The organism is Psychroflexus halocasei (genome assembly GCF_900107595.1).
GTDB classification, from domain to species: Bacteria; Bacteroidota; Bacteroidia; order Flavobacteriales; family Flavobacteriaceae; genus Psychroflexus; species Psychroflexus halocasei.
In genome coordinates this window covers 81,168-97,709 of the sequence record NZ_FNQF01000007.1, presented here as the reverse complement: position 1 = coordinate 97,709, position 16,542 = coordinate 81,168, and the positions used below count along the sequence as shown (strand labels likewise).

General features: G+C 34.2%; 20 protein-coding genes. 9 read left to right on the top strand and 11 right to left on the bottom strand.

Features of this window, described 5'->3' with window-relative positions; translation table 11 throughout:
• Positions 1–2 precede the first annotated feature (2 nt).
• The 8 genes from BLV84_RS09590 to BLV84_RS09555 all read right to left on the bottom strand — a co-directional run bounded on the left by BLV84_RS09590 (position 3) and on the right by BLV84_RS09555 (position 4,710).
• Positions 3–305, bottom strand: coding sequence for a hypothetical protein (locus tag BLV84_RS09590; protein ID WP_093244457.1), 303 nt, complete (start codon positions 303–305; stop codon positions 3–5).
• Positions 305–1,264, bottom strand: a complete 960-nt coding sequence (ftsY, locus tag BLV84_RS09585; protein ID WP_093244456.1) for a signal recognition particle-docking protein FtsY — start codon at positions 1,262–1,264, stop codon at positions 305–307. Before ftsY ends, BLV84_RS09590 begins: the two co-directional genes overlap by 1 nt.
• A gap of 122 nt (positions 1,265–1,386) precedes the next feature.
• Positions 1,387–1,536 (bottom strand): DUF4295 domain-containing protein, encoded by a 150-nt coding sequence (locus tag BLV84_RS09580; protein ID WP_093244455.1) that lies wholly within the window; start codon positions 1,534–1,536, stop codon positions 1,387–1,389.
• Positions 1,537–1,543: 7 nt separating this feature from the next.
• On the bottom strand, positions 1,544–1,726 hold the full coding sequence (gene rpmG / locus BLV84_RS09575) for a 50S ribosomal protein L33 (protein ID WP_093244454.1): 183 nt from the start codon (positions 1,724–1,726) through the stop codon (positions 1,544–1,546).
• 7 nt (positions 1,727–1,733) lie between these two features.
• Positions 1,734–1,973 carry a 50S ribosomal protein L28 gene (gene rpmB, locus BLV84_RS09570; protein ID WP_093244453.1) on the bottom strand — a complete coding sequence of 80 codons (240 nt, stop codon included), beginning with the start codon at positions 1,971–1,973 and terminating at the stop codon, positions 1,734–1,736.
• 104 nt (positions 1,974–2,077) lie between these two features.
• Positions 2,078–3,319 carry a competence/damage-inducible protein A gene (locus BLV84_RS09565; RefSeq protein ID WP_093244492.1) on the bottom strand — a complete coding sequence of 414 codons (1,242 nt, stop codon included), beginning with the start codon at positions 3,317–3,319 and terminating at the stop codon, positions 2,078–2,080.
• A gap of 4 nt (positions 3,320–3,323) precedes the next feature.
• Positions 3,324–3,938 carry a fumarylacetoacetate hydrolase family protein gene (locus tag BLV84_RS09560; protein WP_093244452.1) on the bottom strand — a complete coding sequence of 205 codons (615 nt, stop codon included), beginning with the start codon at positions 3,936–3,938 and terminating at the stop codon, positions 3,324–3,326.
• A gap of 1 nt (position 3,939) precedes the next feature.
• Positions 3,940–4,710, bottom strand: a complete 771-nt coding sequence (locus tag BLV84_RS09555) for a 3'-5' exonuclease (RefSeq protein ID WP_093244451.1) — start codon at positions 4,708–4,710, stop codon at positions 3,940–3,942.
• Between the two features lie 180 nt (positions 4,711–4,890).
• Here BLV84_RS09555 and BLV84_RS09550 point away from each other — a divergent pair, with 180 nt between their 5' ends.
• Positions 4,891–5,292: a BLUF domain-containing protein gene (locus tag BLV84_RS09550; RefSeq protein ID WP_234953128.1), complete on the top strand. Its 402-nt coding sequence runs from the start codon at positions 4,891–4,893 to the stop codon at positions 5,290–5,292.
• A gap of 62 nt (positions 5,293–5,354) precedes the next feature.
• Here the strand turns inward: BLV84_RS09550 and BLV84_RS09545 are convergent, their stop codons facing one another.
• Both BLV84_RS09545 and BLV84_RS09540 read right to left on the bottom strand, forming a co-directional pair.
• Positions 5,355–6,308 (bottom strand): transketolase family protein, encoded by a 954-nt coding sequence (locus BLV84_RS09545; protein ID WP_093244449.1) that lies wholly within the window; start codon positions 6,306–6,308, stop codon positions 5,355–5,357.
• Positions 6,309–6,329: 21 nt separating this feature from the next.
• On the bottom strand, positions 6,330–7,175 hold the full coding sequence (locus BLV84_RS09540) for a transketolase (protein WP_093244448.1): 846 nt from the start codon (positions 7,173–7,175) through the stop codon (positions 6,330–6,332).
• 324 nt (positions 7,176–7,499) lie between these two features.
• On the opposite strand from BLV84_RS09540, the gene BLV84_RS09535 reads away from it, so the two are divergent.
• The 8 genes from BLV84_RS09535 (at position 7,500) to BLV84_RS09500 (ending at position 15,786) form a co-directional block, all read left to right on the top strand.
• Positions 7,500–7,757 carry a hypothetical protein gene (locus tag BLV84_RS09535; RefSeq protein ID WP_093244447.1) on the top strand — a complete coding sequence of 86 codons (258 nt, stop codon included), beginning with the start codon at positions 7,500–7,502 and terminating at the stop codon, positions 7,755–7,757.
• A 28-nt stretch (positions 7,758–7,785) separates the two neighbouring features.
• A complete protein-coding gene (locus BLV84_RS09530) occupies positions 7,786–8,295 on the top strand; it encodes a hypothetical protein (RefSeq protein ID WP_143521346.1) in 510 nt (169 codons plus the stop codon).
• Between the two features lie 111 nt (positions 8,296–8,406).
• The gene (locus BLV84_RS09525) at positions 8,407–9,330 is read left to right on the top strand and encodes a hypothetical protein (RefSeq protein WP_093244445.1); all 924 of its coding nucleotides are present in this window, start codon (positions 8,407–8,409) and stop codon (positions 9,328–9,330) included.
• Between the two features lie 237 nt (positions 9,331–9,567).
• Positions 9,568–10,698: a tRNA guanosine(34) transglycosylase Tgt gene (gene tgt, locus BLV84_RS09520; protein ID WP_093244444.1), complete on the top strand. Its 1,131-nt coding sequence runs from the start codon at positions 9,568–9,570 to the stop codon at positions 10,696–10,698.
• Positions 10,699–10,702: 4 nt separating this feature from the next.
• Positions 10,703–11,773, top strand: a complete 1,071-nt coding sequence (locus BLV84_RS09515; protein WP_093244443.1) for an LptF/LptG family permease — start codon at positions 10,703–10,705, stop codon at positions 11,771–11,773.
• Between the two features lie 87 nt (positions 11,774–11,860).
• Complete coding sequence (locus tag BLV84_RS09510) at positions 11,861–12,814, top strand: acetyl-CoA carboxylase carboxyltransferase subunit alpha (RefSeq protein ID WP_093244442.1); 954 nt, start codon at positions 11,861–11,863, stop codon at positions 12,812–12,814.
• A 162-nt stretch (positions 12,815–12,976) separates the two neighbouring features.
• Positions 12,977–14,515, top strand: coding sequence for a replicative DNA helicase (dnaB, locus tag BLV84_RS09505; protein ID WP_093244441.1), 1,539 nt, complete (start codon positions 12,977–12,979; stop codon positions 14,513–14,515).
• Between the two features lie 14 nt (positions 14,516–14,529).
• On the top strand, positions 14,530–15,786 hold the full coding sequence (locus BLV84_RS09500; RefSeq protein WP_200796270.1) for an asparagine synthetase B: 1,257 nt from the start codon (positions 14,530–14,532) through the stop codon (positions 15,784–15,786).
• Here the strand turns inward: BLV84_RS09500 and lptB are convergent.
• Positions 15,783–16,538 carry an LPS export ABC transporter ATP-binding protein gene (lptB, locus tag BLV84_RS09495; protein WP_093244440.1) on the bottom strand — a complete coding sequence of 252 codons (756 nt, stop codon included), beginning with the start codon at positions 16,536–16,538 and terminating at the stop codon, positions 15,783–15,785. The two genes, BLV84_RS09500 and lptB, sit on opposite strands and share 4 nt — an antisense overlap.
• Positions 16,539–16,542 lie beyond the last annotated feature (4 nt).

Below are 16,542 nucleotides of genomic sequence, written 5' to 3'. Positions count from 1 at the left end.
ATTTATGAATTCAAATATGAATGAAGCCAGTGCACAGCTTCAGTTTCGTAATAACGCACAGCCGATATCACAACAATACTTATAATGACAAAAAGCCAGTTAACTTTTTTTATTTTCAGTAAATACCAAGCAGCTAAACCTGTTAGCGCAATTGGTAAGCAAATTACTAAATTCGGGAGTACCCAAGCACCTTGAAAAATGATCACAATCTTCATCGCTACAAAAAATAAGGCATAAAAAACGGTAATTTTAGCGACTGTCAACTTTGTGCGTTCAGCGCTAAATGGTTTGGGTTGGTTTTCCATTAAGCTTTATTAAAAAAAGAATCAACAAACTCAAATTTATTGAAGATTTGTAAATCATCAACACCTTCACCAACACCGATATATTTCACAGGAACTTTAAATTGGTCACTAATCCCGATCACAACGCCACCTTTGGCAGTTCCGTCCAGTTTTGTGACGGCAAGAGAAGTGACTTCAGTCGCAGCAGTAAATTGTTTTGCTTGTTCAAAAGCATTTTGACCAGTTGAACCATCTAAGACCAAGAGAACTTCATTCGGGACATTATCTGTCACCTTTTGCATAACGCGTTTAATTTTAGTCAATTCATTCATTAAATTGACTTTATTGTGCAAACGGCCAGCTGTGTCTAACAACACAACATCAGCGTCTTGCGTAATCGCGCTTTGCACAGTATCAAAAGCAACAGAAGCTGGATCGCTTCCCATCTTTTGTTTGACAATTGGTACGTCAACTCTATCAGCCCAAATTTGAAGCTGATCAATGGCTGCAGCACGAAAAGTATCGCCAGCACCCAACACAACTTTTTTACCTTTGTTTTTGAACTGTTGTGCTAATTTACCAATCGTTGTCGTCTTTCCAACACCGTTAACGCCTACCACCATAATGACATAAGGCTTGATACCGTCAGGAATATGGAGAGATTCATAATTCCCATGTTCTTGCTCACTTAATAAACCAGCAATTTCTTCACGCAAAATCTGATTCAACTCATCAGTGCCCATATACTTATCTTTAGAAACGCGCTCTTCGATTCTATCGATAATTTTGATTGTTGTGGCAACACCAACATCACTAGAAATGAGGACTTCCTCCAAATCATCTAAAACCTCATCATCAACTTTAGACTTACCAGCAACGGCTTTGGTTAGTTTACCGAAAAAGCTCGATTTAGATTTTTCTAAACCTTCATCAAGTTTTTCTTTTTTATCCTTTGAAAAAATTTTTTTAAAAAAGCTCATATCTCAAAAATTAAGCAAAATTCAAAAATGATATTTGCGTGATCGAGTTGCAAATATAGTTAAAAAGAAAAAGCCGTCACTAGAATGTAACGGCTTAAAAATATTGTATTGAGTCGAACTTACTATTTCTTAAAATAGTTATTCACATCTTCAGGAGCCATGATTCTCTCCTCAAATGCATAAGCACCACTTTTTGACGATTTTACCATTTTAATGGCTTTCGTTAAACGTTTGCTTCCTGTTTGAATTGTCGCTACCGATTTCTTTGCCATAACTTAATTATTTAATTTCTTTATGAGTAGTCATTTTCTTCATGATAGGGTTAAATTTCTTTAACTCTATACGGTCTGGAGTATTTCTCTTATTCTTGGTTGTGATATAACGAGACGTTCCTGGTAAACCAGAATCTTTATGCTCAGTACATTCTAATATCACTTGAACTCTATTTCCTTTCTTTGCCATAACTTAATTATTTTTTCAAGAAACCTTTTGCTCTAGCCTCTTTTAAAACAGCTGAAATTCCTTTCTTATTAATTGTCTTTAACGCTGACGTTGAAACCTTCAAAGTAATCCACTTATCTTCCTCAGGAATATAAAAACGCTTCTTGATTAAATTAACGCTAAATTTTCTTTTCGTTCTATTTAAAGCGTGAGAAACATTATTTCCCGTCATCGCTCTTTTACCTGTAAGTTCACAAACTCTAGACATTATTCTTATTTTTAAGTGTTATTTAAAACAGGATGCAAATTAAATACTTTTTTGCGTAATAGCCAAGCAGATAAGTAAACTATATTTAAAAAATATCAGTTTTTTTATTCAATAGCATCGTATATCAGCTCTAAAGCTTTATTGACAGCCTTTTCGGTGACACGCTCACGATTTTTACCAAAATTAAATTCGTGAACCTTTGTTTCTGAGTCAGTTGAAATAGCAATAAAAACTGTACCAATTTCTGCATCGCTATCTCCTTTGGTTGGGCCAGCATTTCCTGTTGTCGCAATTGCATAATCTGCCTTAAACATCATTTTAACGCGCTCTGCCATTTCTTTGGTGATTTCTGCACTCACAACTGAATACTGAGAGATCAGTTCTTCAGAAATTCCTAAAACATCATTTTTTGCTGATGTTGCATAACTGACAACTGCACCTTTAAAGTAATTCGATGCGCCAGGGTTTTCTGTAAATTTGGCAGCCAATCTTCCTCCTGTACAACTTTCTGCGGTTACCAAAGTTTTGTTTTTCAAACGACAGAATTCAGCTATTCTTTCTTCAACACTCGCTTCTTCTTCATAGCCTTTAATAATGTCTCCGATAATACGATTAAGCTTTTCAACTTCGTTATTGAGCGCGTCTTTTAACTGCTGCTCATCATTTCCTCTCGCGCTTAATCGCAAGCGAACACGTCCTAAACTTGGTAGATAAGCAAGCTTGATAAAATCCGGTAAATTAATTTCCCAATCTTGTAATTTATCGGCAATTGCACTTTCACCTAAACCATAAGTCAATACAGTTTTGTGTAAAATATAAGGTGTTTCAAAACGATCTTGTAAACGCGGAATAGCTTCGTTAACGAAAATAGACTTCATCTCGTAAGGCACGCCTGGCATAGATATGAATATAACGTCATCCTCTTCAAACCACATGCCTGCTGCCGTTCCAAATTCATTCTTTAAAGTGATAGATTTTGACGGTAAGTAAGCTTGATTTCTGTTGGCTTCTAAAATAGGTGAATCAATAAATTTTTTAAATAAACTTTCGATGTGCGTCAAAACATTCTGACTTAAAACAAGTTCATCTTTAAAAAACTCACACAATGTATGCTTTGTAATATCATCATTTGTCGGCCCTAAACCTCCTGTCATAATAACGATATCAGCACGCTTCTTAGCAGCGATTAATGTATCAAGGATATGTTGCTTTTCATCCTGAATCGATGTGATTTGATAAATGTCAATTCCGATTTTATTGAGTTGTTTCGCTAAAAAGGCAGAATTGGTATCAATAATTTGACCGATTAAAATCTCATCACCAATCGTAATTATTTCAGCTTTCATCATCTTATTTAATGTTCAAATTTATCAGTTCTTTATCTTCAATTCTTGCAATCAATTTGTCACCTGGCTTTACTTGTCCAACACCTTTTGGTGTTCCTGTAAAAATAATATCACCGATTTTTAAAGTAAAATATTGCGATACGTATGAAATGATTTCATCAATTTTCCAAAGCATTTGCGACGAATTTCCTTCCTGAACGATTTCGTTATTTTTCTCTAAAGTGAAATTAATGTCATTTAAGTTTTCAAAGTCACTCACTGAAAGCCATTGATTTGACACCACAGCAGCACCATCAAAAGATTTTGCTTTTTCCCAAGGCAAGCCTTTTTCTTTTAAAGAATTTTGTAAATCACGTGCTGTAAAATCTAATCCAAGCCCAATTTGATCATAATATTTATGTGCAAATTTTGACTGAATATGCTTTCCTAATCTATTGATGCGCACAAGTAATTCAACTTCGTGATGCACATCCTTAGAAAATTCAGGAATAACAAAAGGTTGTTTTTTAGGAAGCAAAGCTGAATCAGGCTTCATAAAAACGACTGATTCAGTTGGCTTTTCATTTTTCAACTCAGCCGCATGATCTGCATAATTTCGGCCAATACAAATTATCTTCATCTTACTTTGTCGCTAATTTTCTCAATTTGATTCTTGTTAAAACTTTTTTGGTGTAAAGTGGAAAGTCAGCATTTTGAATCCAACCAAAATAGCCTGGTTCTTTCTCTAAAACATCTTCAACTTTTTTGCCTTTATGTTTTCCGAATGAAAAAACTTCTTCTCCTTTTTTATTATAAGTAATAAATCCGGCCAAATCAGCAAACTTTTTATGTGCACTAAATTCTGCTAACCATTTTGTATCATTTTCAAGATCATCATAAAAATCCAATTGAGATTTCAGAACTTCATAAGTTGCTAAAGTATCTGCTTCTGCAGAGTGCGCGTTGGTTAAATCTTTTTGGCAATAAAACTTGTAAGCCGCTTCTAATGTTCTTTTTTCCTTTTTGTGAAAGATTGTTTGTACATCAACAGCTTGAACTTTTTTCATATCAAAATCAATATCAGCTCGCATCATTTCTTCTGCTAAAAGCGGAATATCAAATCTGTTACTGTTATAGCCAGCGAGATCACAGCCTTCGATAAGTTGATTGACTTTAGGTGCTAATTCTTTAAAAGTTGGCTCATTAACCACGTCTTCATCCTTAATGCCATGCACAGCCGTTGTTTCTTGTGGAATTGGCATTTCAGGATTTACGCGCCATGTGTAACTTTCCTTATTTTGATTAGGGTGTATTTTTAAGATAGATATTTCAACAATTCTATCTTTAGCGATTTTAATTCCTGTTGTTTCTAAATCAAAAAAACATATAGGCCTGTGCAGTTTCAAATCCATAAAACAAATTTATTTACAAAGGTATCAATTAGAATTGATCAGATACTAAAAGCTATTTATTTTAGCGAGATTTTAGAACTCATACAATTGAATTAAGTGATTTAAAATGAACAATTCGAAAAAAAATTTTAAATTTACTGAAAACTAATAATTTATTTGAAATTGAAATTTGTAGCCTACATGAGTTTTCAGACGCAAATGATGACTCAAAAAGATGTTGAAGACTTCCTGTTATATATACGTGAAAAGAACTCGCGTTTGGGAATTACTGGCATTTTACTTTTGATACAAGGAAAATTCATTCAATACATTGAAGGCCCATCAACTAAAATTGACAAACTTTATAAAACAATTGAAAAAGACAAGAGGCATAAAGACATGATGCTACTTGACACTGGATCGATTAATGAACAACAATTTAAAGATTGGTCAATGGCTTATCACGAGGTAAGCGAGAAACAGGTTAAAGATATCATGAAAGACAAAAGTCTTGACCTAAAAAAGATATTTATTCCTAAAGAGAAGGATAATCACCCAGCTTTGGAGGTTCTCTACAACTTCGTCAATACTTTGACAAAATAAAAACTGCTCCAAAATTAAATCAATTTTGAAGCAGCTCTTTAAATCTTAACAGTTGGAAAGAATTATTTACGCTTAATCACTTTCTGTGCTTTCTCAACGATAGCTTTAGCATTTAAACCATATTTTTCCATTAATTGTGCAGGTGTTCCGCTTTCACCAAAAGTATCTTGCGTTGCCACAAATTCTTGAGGTGTAGGTTGATGCTCAGCTAATGTGCGCGCAACGCTTTCGCCTAAACCACCAAAGAAGTTATGCTCTTCTGCAGTGACAATACATCTCGTTTTTGAAACAGAATCTAGTATTGCTTTTTCATCTAATGGCTTAATTGTGTGAATGTTAATCACCTCAGCCGAAACTCCCTTTTCATTAAGTTCTTTTGCAGCCTCTAGCGCTTCCCAAACTAAATGTCCTGTTGCAACAATTGTCACATCAGTTCCTTCAGTTAATTGCACAGCTTTACCGATTTCAAACTTCTGATCCTCTGGCGTAAAGTTTGCCACTTTTGGACGACCAAATCTCAAATAAACTGGGCCATCATGCTCTGCAATTGCAAGCGTTGCAGCTTTGGTTTGATTGTAATCACAAGTATTGATGACTGTCATTCCAGGCAACATTTTCATCAAACCAATATCTTCTAAAATTTGGTGGGTTGCACCATCTTCACCTAAAGTTAAACCTGCGTGAGAGGCACAAATCTTGACATTTTTTCCCGAATAAGCCACAGACTGACGAATTTGATCATAAACACGACCTGTTGAGAAATTTGCAAAAGTTCCTGTAAACGGAATTTTACCACCAATTGTCATTCCCGCAGCGATACCAATCATGTTGGCTTCTGCAATTCCGATTTGAAAAAAACGCTCTGGATGATTTTCTTTAAAAGCATCCATTTTTAAAGAACCTATTAAGTCGGCACAAAGCGCAACAACATTTGGATTCTTTTTGCCGAGCTCTTCTAATCCAGCACCAAAGCCAGATCTTGTATCGACGTTACCTGTATTATTATAAGTTTTCATGAAATTCTTGTTTAAAATTGATTAGTAATCACCTAAAGTTTCTGGATTTTGCTCAAGAGCGGTTTTCAACTGCTCATCGCTAGGTGCTTTACCATGCCAAGCGTGCGTTCCCATCATAAAATCGACACCGTTACCCATCTCAGTTTCCATCAAAATCACAACAGGTTTTCCTTTACCTGTTCTTGATTTTGCTTCATTTAAAGCAGATTTAATTGCATCACAAGAATTCCCTTCTTTTAATTCAATCACATCCCAATCAAAAGCTTCAAATTTTGCTTTTAAGCTTCCTAAAGGTAATACATCATCAGTGGCGCCGTCAATTTGTTTTTTATTATAATCGACAGTTGCGATAAGGTTGTCCACCTTGTTCCCAGCAGCATACATAATTGCTTCCCAATTCTGACCTTCTTGCAACTCACCATCACCGTGTAATGTGTAAATCAACTTATCGTCATTGTTTAGTTTTTTAGCAGCAGCTGCACCAATAGCAACAGATAAGCCTTGACCAAGAGAACCTGATGCAATTCTGATACCTGGCAAAGCTTCATGTGTTGTTGGATGACCTTGTAGGCGAGAATCTATTTTTCTAAAGGTGTTTAATTCATCAACTGGAAAAAAACCAGAACGCGCTAAAACACTATAAAAAACAGGAGAAATATGTCCGTTAGACAAGAAGAATAAATCTTCATTTTCACCATTCATTTTAAAATCTGTTGAGTAATCCATCACTTCTTGGTAAAGTACAGAAAAGAATTCTGCGCAACCTAAAGAACCACCTGGGTGACCTGAATTCACTTGATGAACTTGTCTAAGAATATCACGTCTTACTTGCGTGACAAAATCTTGAAGTTGTTGTGTTGTTGACATTATTGTATAAAAAATTAAATTTGCGCAAAAATAATGTTTTTAATTCAGATTATAAACTCAAGCTGGGGTGAAGTTGTTTTTGTGCTGAGTTTTCTATCAATTTTTCAGTATGGATTGAATTTATTGGCACAATATAAACGACCTCATAAAACCCAAGAACTTAATCCATTTAAATTAAATTGCACTTAAGTGTTAAAAAATATTTTTTAACAAAAAATAAGCATTAATTAATTAACTTGATGTTTTAATCTAAAAACATATTATATATCTGAAACTCAAGAAATAGGTGGTTGGGGAGTTGTAAATAAAGAAAAAAAGGACATTATGGAAATTTATTTTCCTGATGAACTAGCTAATTCACCATATCATACCGAAAAAGAATTAAAAAAATTTCTAGTTGTTAAAGACGAAGTGTATGGTGATGTTATTTTTCTTAAAGGAGAATATAACCTTAAAAAAGGTAAGAAAGGATATAATTATGACATTAAATCAAATCAAAATGATAAAAAAAATTATTTTAATATTATTTTTTTCCATCACTGTAAGTTGTGGAACTTCAAAAAAACAAGTAAGCAGTCATAAAATAAATTCAAATATAGTTTCCCAATATTTGGAACAAACTTCTGATTTGTCTGGAATTCCACAAAATAAATTCTACTATGTTTCAACTGCTTCTGACTCAGATTTTCTAAAAAAAATACAACCTTCAATTTTAACCTTTGTCAAAGGAAACAAAACAGCAATCATAGATAATCTTCAGTTGCCAGAAAACAAAAATGTACAAGGTTTAAATTCTTCTTGTGGAATAAATGAAGTCACTAAAAAGATTATTCAATATAATTTAAAGTCGAGTTCAGATATAGACTATAAAACTATGGTTTTAAAAAATATAAAAAACTATCAAAAATTTAATTTCCCAAAAGATAGCCTTGTTTCGGTATTATTATACTCAAAAAAAATGGGAAGTTTTGCTAATCAATATGTAGAAGCTGCCAAAAGACTCAAGAAAGAATTTAGTATAGATTACATCATTGTTACAATGGATGGCGAGGAATTGAAAGACATAGAGGATATTTATTATGACTCATTCAATAATGACGTCCAAATTCAAGTCAATTAAAAAAGCAAAGTTTATAATAGAATTCATAAAATTAATACCAAAAAGAGCTTAACAATAAATTAAGTATATTCGATAATAGATAAATTTAAGATTCATCTAAAAGTTTAAGCTATGAAAAGTAAATCATTAAAAATTGAAAAGCCTTGTGATGAAGAATGGGAAGACATGGAATATACTGAAAATGGTCGTTTTTGCGATTTATGTTCAAAGAATGTTATTGACCTTACTCAACTCAATCAACTTGAAATAACTGAGCTCTTAAAAGGATCAGATGCCAAGATTTGTGTAAGAATGACGCAAAAGCAACTAAGTTTACCATTAATAGATATTGACACGACTAAAAATTATAATTTGACAACAAACCATGTTGCTATAGGGCTCATGATCGCAGCAACTTTATCTGTTAGTCAGCCCTTACATTCACAAAATAATAAAATTAAAACTGAATTTATTCAAGCATCAGGTTCTAATCAAAAAACAGGAAAGAGTTTTCATGAAATAAAATCTAATCCAAATAAATATATTGATTTAAAGGTCTTTAAAGGCAAAATTATATCAATCAAAAGCGGAGAACCTATCGCTGATGCAAAGATTAGCTTAATTACACCTGCTAAAATATTTCAAACCTATTCGGATCTTAAAGGAAGTTTTTCACTTGAAATCCCTGAGTCGGTTTTACAAAAAGAAAATGTAGTCAATATTTCATTTGATCACAAAAGTAATATCTATGAAACTAAAAATTTTATCTTTACAAGAGAGGAGATCAACCAAACTCAAGACATTAAAATCAGAAATTCATATGTGGTTTTAGGTCAACTTTCTAAATCTTATAATAAAGATGAAGCCATCCTTTTGATTGATAATAAAGAAGTGAAATTAGAAGAAATTATTAAAAAAATTTCAGAAAATAAAGCAAACAAAATTAAGAAACTCAGTGATGTTTATGATATTTTTTACCTTGAACCTAATTTCGCAAAAATATTGCGTTCAAAAAATTATGAAAACGGAATTTATGTTTTCAAAAAGAAAGAATGATCAGAAATCAGCCAGTTTTCCAATCATAAATTTAATCCTCCAAAAGCAACCTTGTTTTTGTTTAATTGACATCTTCATCTAGAAATAATCATTGCCATTTTTTGAATTAGTTTATTTCAACAGCACAACTTTTTTCACTTGAAATCACAAACTTTAAATAAATGACTTATACCCATTCTGTTTTTTGGTTTTAAATGAAATTGAGTTCATTATATTTGCCGTCTATTTAAGATTGATATGACATTTGAAAAATTAGCTGTAGATCCAAATTCAAAAGCCAGAGCTGGCAAAATCACAACTGATCACGGCACAATAGAAACGCCCATTTTTATGCCTGTTGGCACAAGAGCCACAGTTAAAGGTGTTCACCAACGCGAGCTGAAAGAAGAAATAAATCCTGATATTATTTTAGGAAACACTTATCATCTTTACCTTCGACCAGGAACTGACATTCTGGAAAAAGCTGGAGGTTTACATAAATTCATGAATTGGGATCGCAATATCTTGACAGATAGTGGTGGTTTTCAAGTTTATTCGCTTTCAGCAAATCGAAAAATAAAAGAAAACGGCGTTAAATTTAAATCCCATATTGATGGTTCAACGCATTTATTTACACCAGAAGGTGTGATGGACATCCAAAGAAAAATTGGCGCTGACATCATCATGGCTTTTGATGAATGCACACCTTATCCTTGTGATTATCGCTACGCAAAACGCTCCATGCATATGACGCATCGTTGGCTTGATCGCTGTGTGAAACGCATTAATGAAACTGATCCGCTGTACGGCCACAATCAAACACTTTTCCCGATTGTACAAGGCAGCACTTATAAAGATTTAAGAGAGCAATCCGCTGAATATATCGCTAATGTCGGTGCTGAAGGAAATGCAATTGGCGGTCTTTCAGTTGGCGAGCCTGATGATGAGATGTATGCGATGACTGAGCACGTCAATTCCATCTTGCCAGAAGACAAGCCTAGATATTTGATGGGCGTTGGGACTCCTGTTAATTTACTCGAAAATATTGCACTAGGTGTCGATATGTTCGACTGTGTGATGCCAACAAGAAACGCCAGAAATGGAATGCTTTTTACTGCAAATGGCTTTATCAACATCAAAAACAAAAAGTGGGAAGACAATTTTTCTGCTATTGATGAAAATGCTTACACTTGGGTTGACACTGCTTATTCAAAAGCATATTTAAGACATTTATTTAGTGTGAAAGAACTTTTAGGCCTGCAAATTGCATCAATACATAATTTAGGTTTTTATTTGTGGCTGATGAGAGAAGCACGTCAAAAAATTATCGACGGAACTTTCAGAACTTGGAAAGAACAAATGGTAAAAAATATGAATACAAGACTCTAAGCTTTTGAAAATATTAGACTGGTACATACTTAAAAGATATCTCGGCACATTTGGTGTATTGATTCTGCTATTTATTCCTATTGGAATCGTTGTTGACTTATCAGAAAAAGTTGATGACATGATAGAGAATGAAGCACCTCTTGATGCAATTTTGCTTTACTATCTTGATTTCACGATTTATTTTGCCAATCTACTCTTCCCTATCCTATTATTCTTATCCATTATTTGGTTCACCTCTAAACTAGCAAACAACACAGAGGTGATTGCATTTTTGAGTTCAGGGGTTTCATTTACAAGGTTTTTAAGACCTTACATTATTGGTGCAACTATTGTTTGTAGCGTCGCCTTGCTTTTCAGTTTGTATTTATTTCCTAATGCGAGTGAAGGTTACAATGAGTTTAAATATGCTTATCTTAAAAAAGGACGTGAAACGCGTATTACAAAAGATGTTTATACACAAATCAATGACAACGAATTCATTTATGCAACCAATTTTAGACCAGAAAATAAATCCGCTCAAAATTTCACTTTAGAACATTTTGAAGGAGAAGATCTTAAATTCAAAATAAGCGCAAGACGTATTAAGTTTAACGACACCACTTACACTTTATCAAATTATTTAAGAAGAGATATCGGCGAAAGAGAAGATCAATTTGTTAGAAAATCATCTTATGATACTATCATGCCATTTGATATAGAAGCGCTAACGCCAGTTAATTACATCGCTGAAACTTTAGACTACAACGAACTCAATGAGTTTATAGAACAAGAAAAAAAGAAAGGTTCGGGATTAATCAACACTTACTTGGTTGTTGCTTATAAAAGATGGAGCATTCCTATTTCAGCATTTATACTCACCATTATTGCGGTTTCTGTCTCCGCCATGAAGCGCCGAGGCGGTATGGGTATTAATTTAGCGATAGGAATTGTGATTGCATTTGGCTATATTTTTATGGATAAAATTTTCGGAACAATCGCTGAGAAATCTACGTTTTCTCCTTTGCTAGCGGTCTGGTTTTCAAACATTGTCTTTAGCATTTTGGCCATTATTCTCTTACGAAAAGCCAAACGCTAATTAATAATTAAGCTTGAAAGCAAAAATTTTAGCTGAAGTTCGACACTGTTTTATATATTTGCTCATTGATTGATAAAAATCTAAATCATGGAATATTTAGAGTTTGAATTACCTATTAAAGAACTAGAAGAACAATACAAGAAAGCTTGTACAATTGGTGAAGACAGCGAAGTTGATGTCAGCAACACCTGTCAACAACTTGAGAAAAAGATCGAGGATAAAAAGAAAGAGATTTATAAAAATCTAACTGCTTGGCAACGTGTTCAGCTTTCAAGACACCCAAACAGACCTTACACCTTAGACTACATCAAGGCTTTATGTGGCGATACTTTTCTAGAACTTCACGGTGACAGAAATTATGGTGATGACAAAGCAATGATTGGCGGTTTAGGAAAAATCGGAAACCAATCTTACATGTTTATTGGTCAACAAAAAGGACATAACACCAAAACAAGACAATACCGTAATTTTGGTATGGCAAACCCTGAAGGTTACCGAAAAGCTTTGCGTTTAATGAAAAGCGCAGAGAAGTTTGGCATTCCTGTTGTCACTCTAATTGACACGCCAGGCGCTTTCCCAGGTCTAGAAGCTGAAGAAAGAGGTCAAGGTGAAGCCATTGCGAGAAACATTCTTGAAATGAGCCAATTGGAAACACCAATTATTTCAGTCATTATTGGTGAAGGTGCCAGTGGTGGCGCTTTAGGAATTGGCGTTGGTGATAAAATCTTAATGTTAGAAAACACATGGTATTCTGTTATTTCTCCTGAATCTTGCTCATCTATTTTATGGAGAAGCTGGGAGCATAAACAAACTGCGGCTGAGGCTTTAAAGCTTACAGCTAAAGACATGAAGAAACTTAAAATTATCGACCAAATCGTTAAAGAACCATTAGGTGGCGCTCATAAAGATCCTGAAAAGAACTTTAAGACGGTTGCAAATGCGATCACTAAAACTTACAATGAACTTAAGAAACTCACTAGTGAAGATTTAGTCAATGAGCGCATGAATAAATACATCAACATGGGTGTTTACAACGATTAATTATATTCATATTTACATAATTTATTAAAATCCGAACAACTTATTTTGTTCGGATTTTTTTAGTTATCAACACTTTATGAACAAATCGACTGTTCATAAGTCCTCTAACAAATTAACAATAAACCGAGGTTTTAAAAGCTGTATTTTCTTATTTTCGCTTTTATGGAACAAACACGAACAACACCACAAACCTTCAAGAAAAAATCAGAAGTGATTGAGATGCAACGCGGCAAAATACCACCTCAAGCTGTTGATCTTGAGGAAGTTGTCATTGGTGCAATGCTCATTGACAAAAAAGGTGTTGACGAAACAATTGATATCCTAAAACCTGAAGCATTTTATAAAGATGCTCACAAAAATATTTATGCAGCCATTCAAACTCTTTTTGAAAAAGGGGAAGCAATAGACTTATTAACAGTCGCTAACGAGCTTAAAAAAGAAAAAAAGTTGAAATCTAGTGGTGGCGAATATTATCTCATTCAGCTCACCCAAAAAGTTTCATCTTCTGCACATATTGAGTACCACTCAAGAATTATTTTACAGAAATATATTCAACGTAAATTAATCCATATTTCGAGTGAAATCATTGAAGAAGCTTTTGATGAAGCCACTGATGTTTTTGATTTACTTGACCATGCCGAATCTAAACTTTATGAAGTTACTCAAGGCAATATCAAGAAATCTTCAGAAACGGCGCAACAACTTGTTTTACAAGCAAAAAAAAGAATTGAAGAAATTTCAAATAAACAAGGTCTAAGTGGAATTCCTACTGGCTTTACCGACCTCGATAAACTTACTTCTGGTTGGCAACCTAGTGATTTAATTATTGTTGCTGCACGTCCTGGTATGGGTAAAACAGCATTAACCTTATCTATGGCAAGAAACATTGCTGTGGGTCAGGATATTCCTGTCGCCTTTTTCTCACTTGAGATGTCATCTGTGCAACTTATCACGAGGTTGATTTCCTCTGAAACTGAACTTTCTTCTGAAAAGTTAAGAACAGGAAATTTAGAGAAACATGAATGGGAGATGTTGAATGTCAAGGTGAAATCACTTGAGAAAGCACCTTTGTTTATTGATGACACACCTTCATTATCTATTTTTGATCTGAGAGCAAAAGCAAGACGACTATCCTCACAACATGGCATCAAGTTAATCGTAATCGATTATTTGCAATTAATGACTGGTGGCGCAAGTGCTAAAAATGGGAACCGTGAACAAGAAATTTCTACCATTTCCAGAAACTTAAAAGCTCTAGCAAAAGAATTAAGCGTCCCTGTTATCGCTCTATCTCAGTTATCTCGTGCTGTTGAAACAAGAGGCGGAAGTAAAAGACCTTTACTAAGTGACTTGAGAGAATCTGGTGCAATTGAGCAAGATGCGGATATTGTCTCATTTATCTTTAGACCTGAATATTACGATATTGATACCTGGGATGATGGCTCGGAAGAAAGCACAAAAGGTCAGGCCGAATTTATTATTGCAAAACACAGAAATGGTGGACTTGACAACATCAGACTGAAATTTATTGGCCAACTTGGTAAGTTTGATAACTTAGATAACTTCGGTTCAGAGTTACACGAAATTAGCTCAAGTATGAATGATGATGATATTTCAACACAAAATTTACCTAAAGGTGAAGATGTTTTTGGACCATCTAGTCCAAATCTTCATGACGACGATGACGGTGTTCCTTTTTAATAAAAAGAAAACTTATGAAAACTAAGCTTTTTATTGTTTTGTTTTGCTTGACCCAAGTTACATGGTCGAATTTTATTTTAATTCCTATGGATTATGAGTCGCAAAGTCAGCATTTAAAAGCTTATGGTATCACCTATTGGTTGCTTGAAAAAAATACAAAAGTACAATGGTTGCTTAATCATCGGGGTGGCTCGTTTCTAACCACAGCATCAGATGAATTAAAAAGAGAATGCACAATTCGCGGTGTTGATTATGAGATACTTTCAACAAATGAAGCTGAAAACTTATTAAAAGAAATTGACAGCCCTTCACTAAACAAAAGTTCGATCACTTTAGAAAAAGCTCCTAAAATTGCAGTTTATACACCAAGCGGAAAAGCACCCTGGGACGACGCAGTAACGATGGTTTTAACTTATGCTGAAATTCCTTATGAAAAAATTTATGATAAGAATGTTTTAGAAGATGAACTTCTCCTTTACGATTGGCTTCACCTTCATCATGAAGATTTTACAGGACAATATGGTAAATTTTATAGAGCCTATCGCGCAAGACCTTGGTATATCGAACAAAAAAAAGAGGCCGAGGCTTTAGCTGAATCTTTAGGTTTTGATAAAGTCTCAGAATCTAAACTTGCTGTTTCTAAAAAAATTCGTGATTATGTTGTCGGCGGCGGATTTATGTTTGCGATGTGTAGTGCAACAGATTCTTTTGACATCGCACTTTCTGCAGAAGGTGTAGATATTTGCGAACCCATGTTTGATGGTGATGCGAGCGAACCTGGCTATCAAAATAAGATTGATTACGAGAAGACATTTGCTTTTACAGATTTTATTCTTGAAAAAAATCCGATGGTTTACGAATATTCATCAATTGATATGACTGACAAAAGGAAGGTTCCTCAGGATAAAGATTACTTTACTTTAAGCGAATATTCAGCTAAATGGGATCCGATACCAACGATGCTTACACAAAACCATACAGCAATGGTTAAAGGTTTTATGGGACAAACAACAGCGTTTAATCCAAATCAGATTAAGTCTCACGTTTTGGTATTAGGAAAAAACAGAATCAATAATGAAGCGCGTTATATTCATGGTATTAAAGGAAAAGGATTTTTCACTTTTTACGGTGGCCATGATCCAGAAGACTACAGACATATGGTTGGTGATCCTAAAACAGAATTGAAGCTTCACCCAAAATCTGCTGGTTATAGGCTGATTTTAAATAATATTTTATTTCCTGCGGCAGAAAAAAAGAAAAAGAAAACTTAATCAAAAAGTTTCTTTTTACGTAATTCAAAGTTTTGTCCTAAATAAACTTTACGCACCATTTCATCTTCGGCTAATTCTTCAGGCACGCCATGCTTTAATATTCTACCTTCAAACATCAAGTAAGTATGATCGGTAATTGCAAGCGTTTCTTGAACATTATGATCTGTAATTAAAATACCGATATTTTTCTTTTTAAGTTGAGCAACAATCTTCTGGATATCCTCAACAGCAACGGGATCAACACCTGCAAAAGGTTCATCTAGTAAAATGAACTTAGGATCAGTAGCTAAAGCGCGTGCAATTTCAGTACGTCGACGCTCACCACCAGAAAGCAAATCACCTCTATTTGTTCGAATATGGTTTAGGCCAAACTCTTCAATTAGGCTTTCCATTTTTTCTTCTCGTTGTTTTTTATTCATTTTAGTCAGCTCCAAGACACTCATTATATTGTCTTCGATACTCAATTTTCTAAAAATAGAAGCTTCTTGTGCGAGATAGCCAATGCCGTTTTGAGCACGTTTGTACATTGGATACTTTGTAATATTCGTATCGTTCAGAAATATCTTCCCGCCATTTGGCTTGATCAGTCCAACAATCATATAGAAAGAAGTTGTTTTCCCTGCACCATTTGGTCCAAGCAAACCGACGATTTCTCCCTGACTCACTTCCAAAGAAACACCTTTCACGACGTTAACTCCTTTGTAAGATTTTATGATATTTTCTGCTCTTAAAGTTGCAACTGATTGATCCATTTTA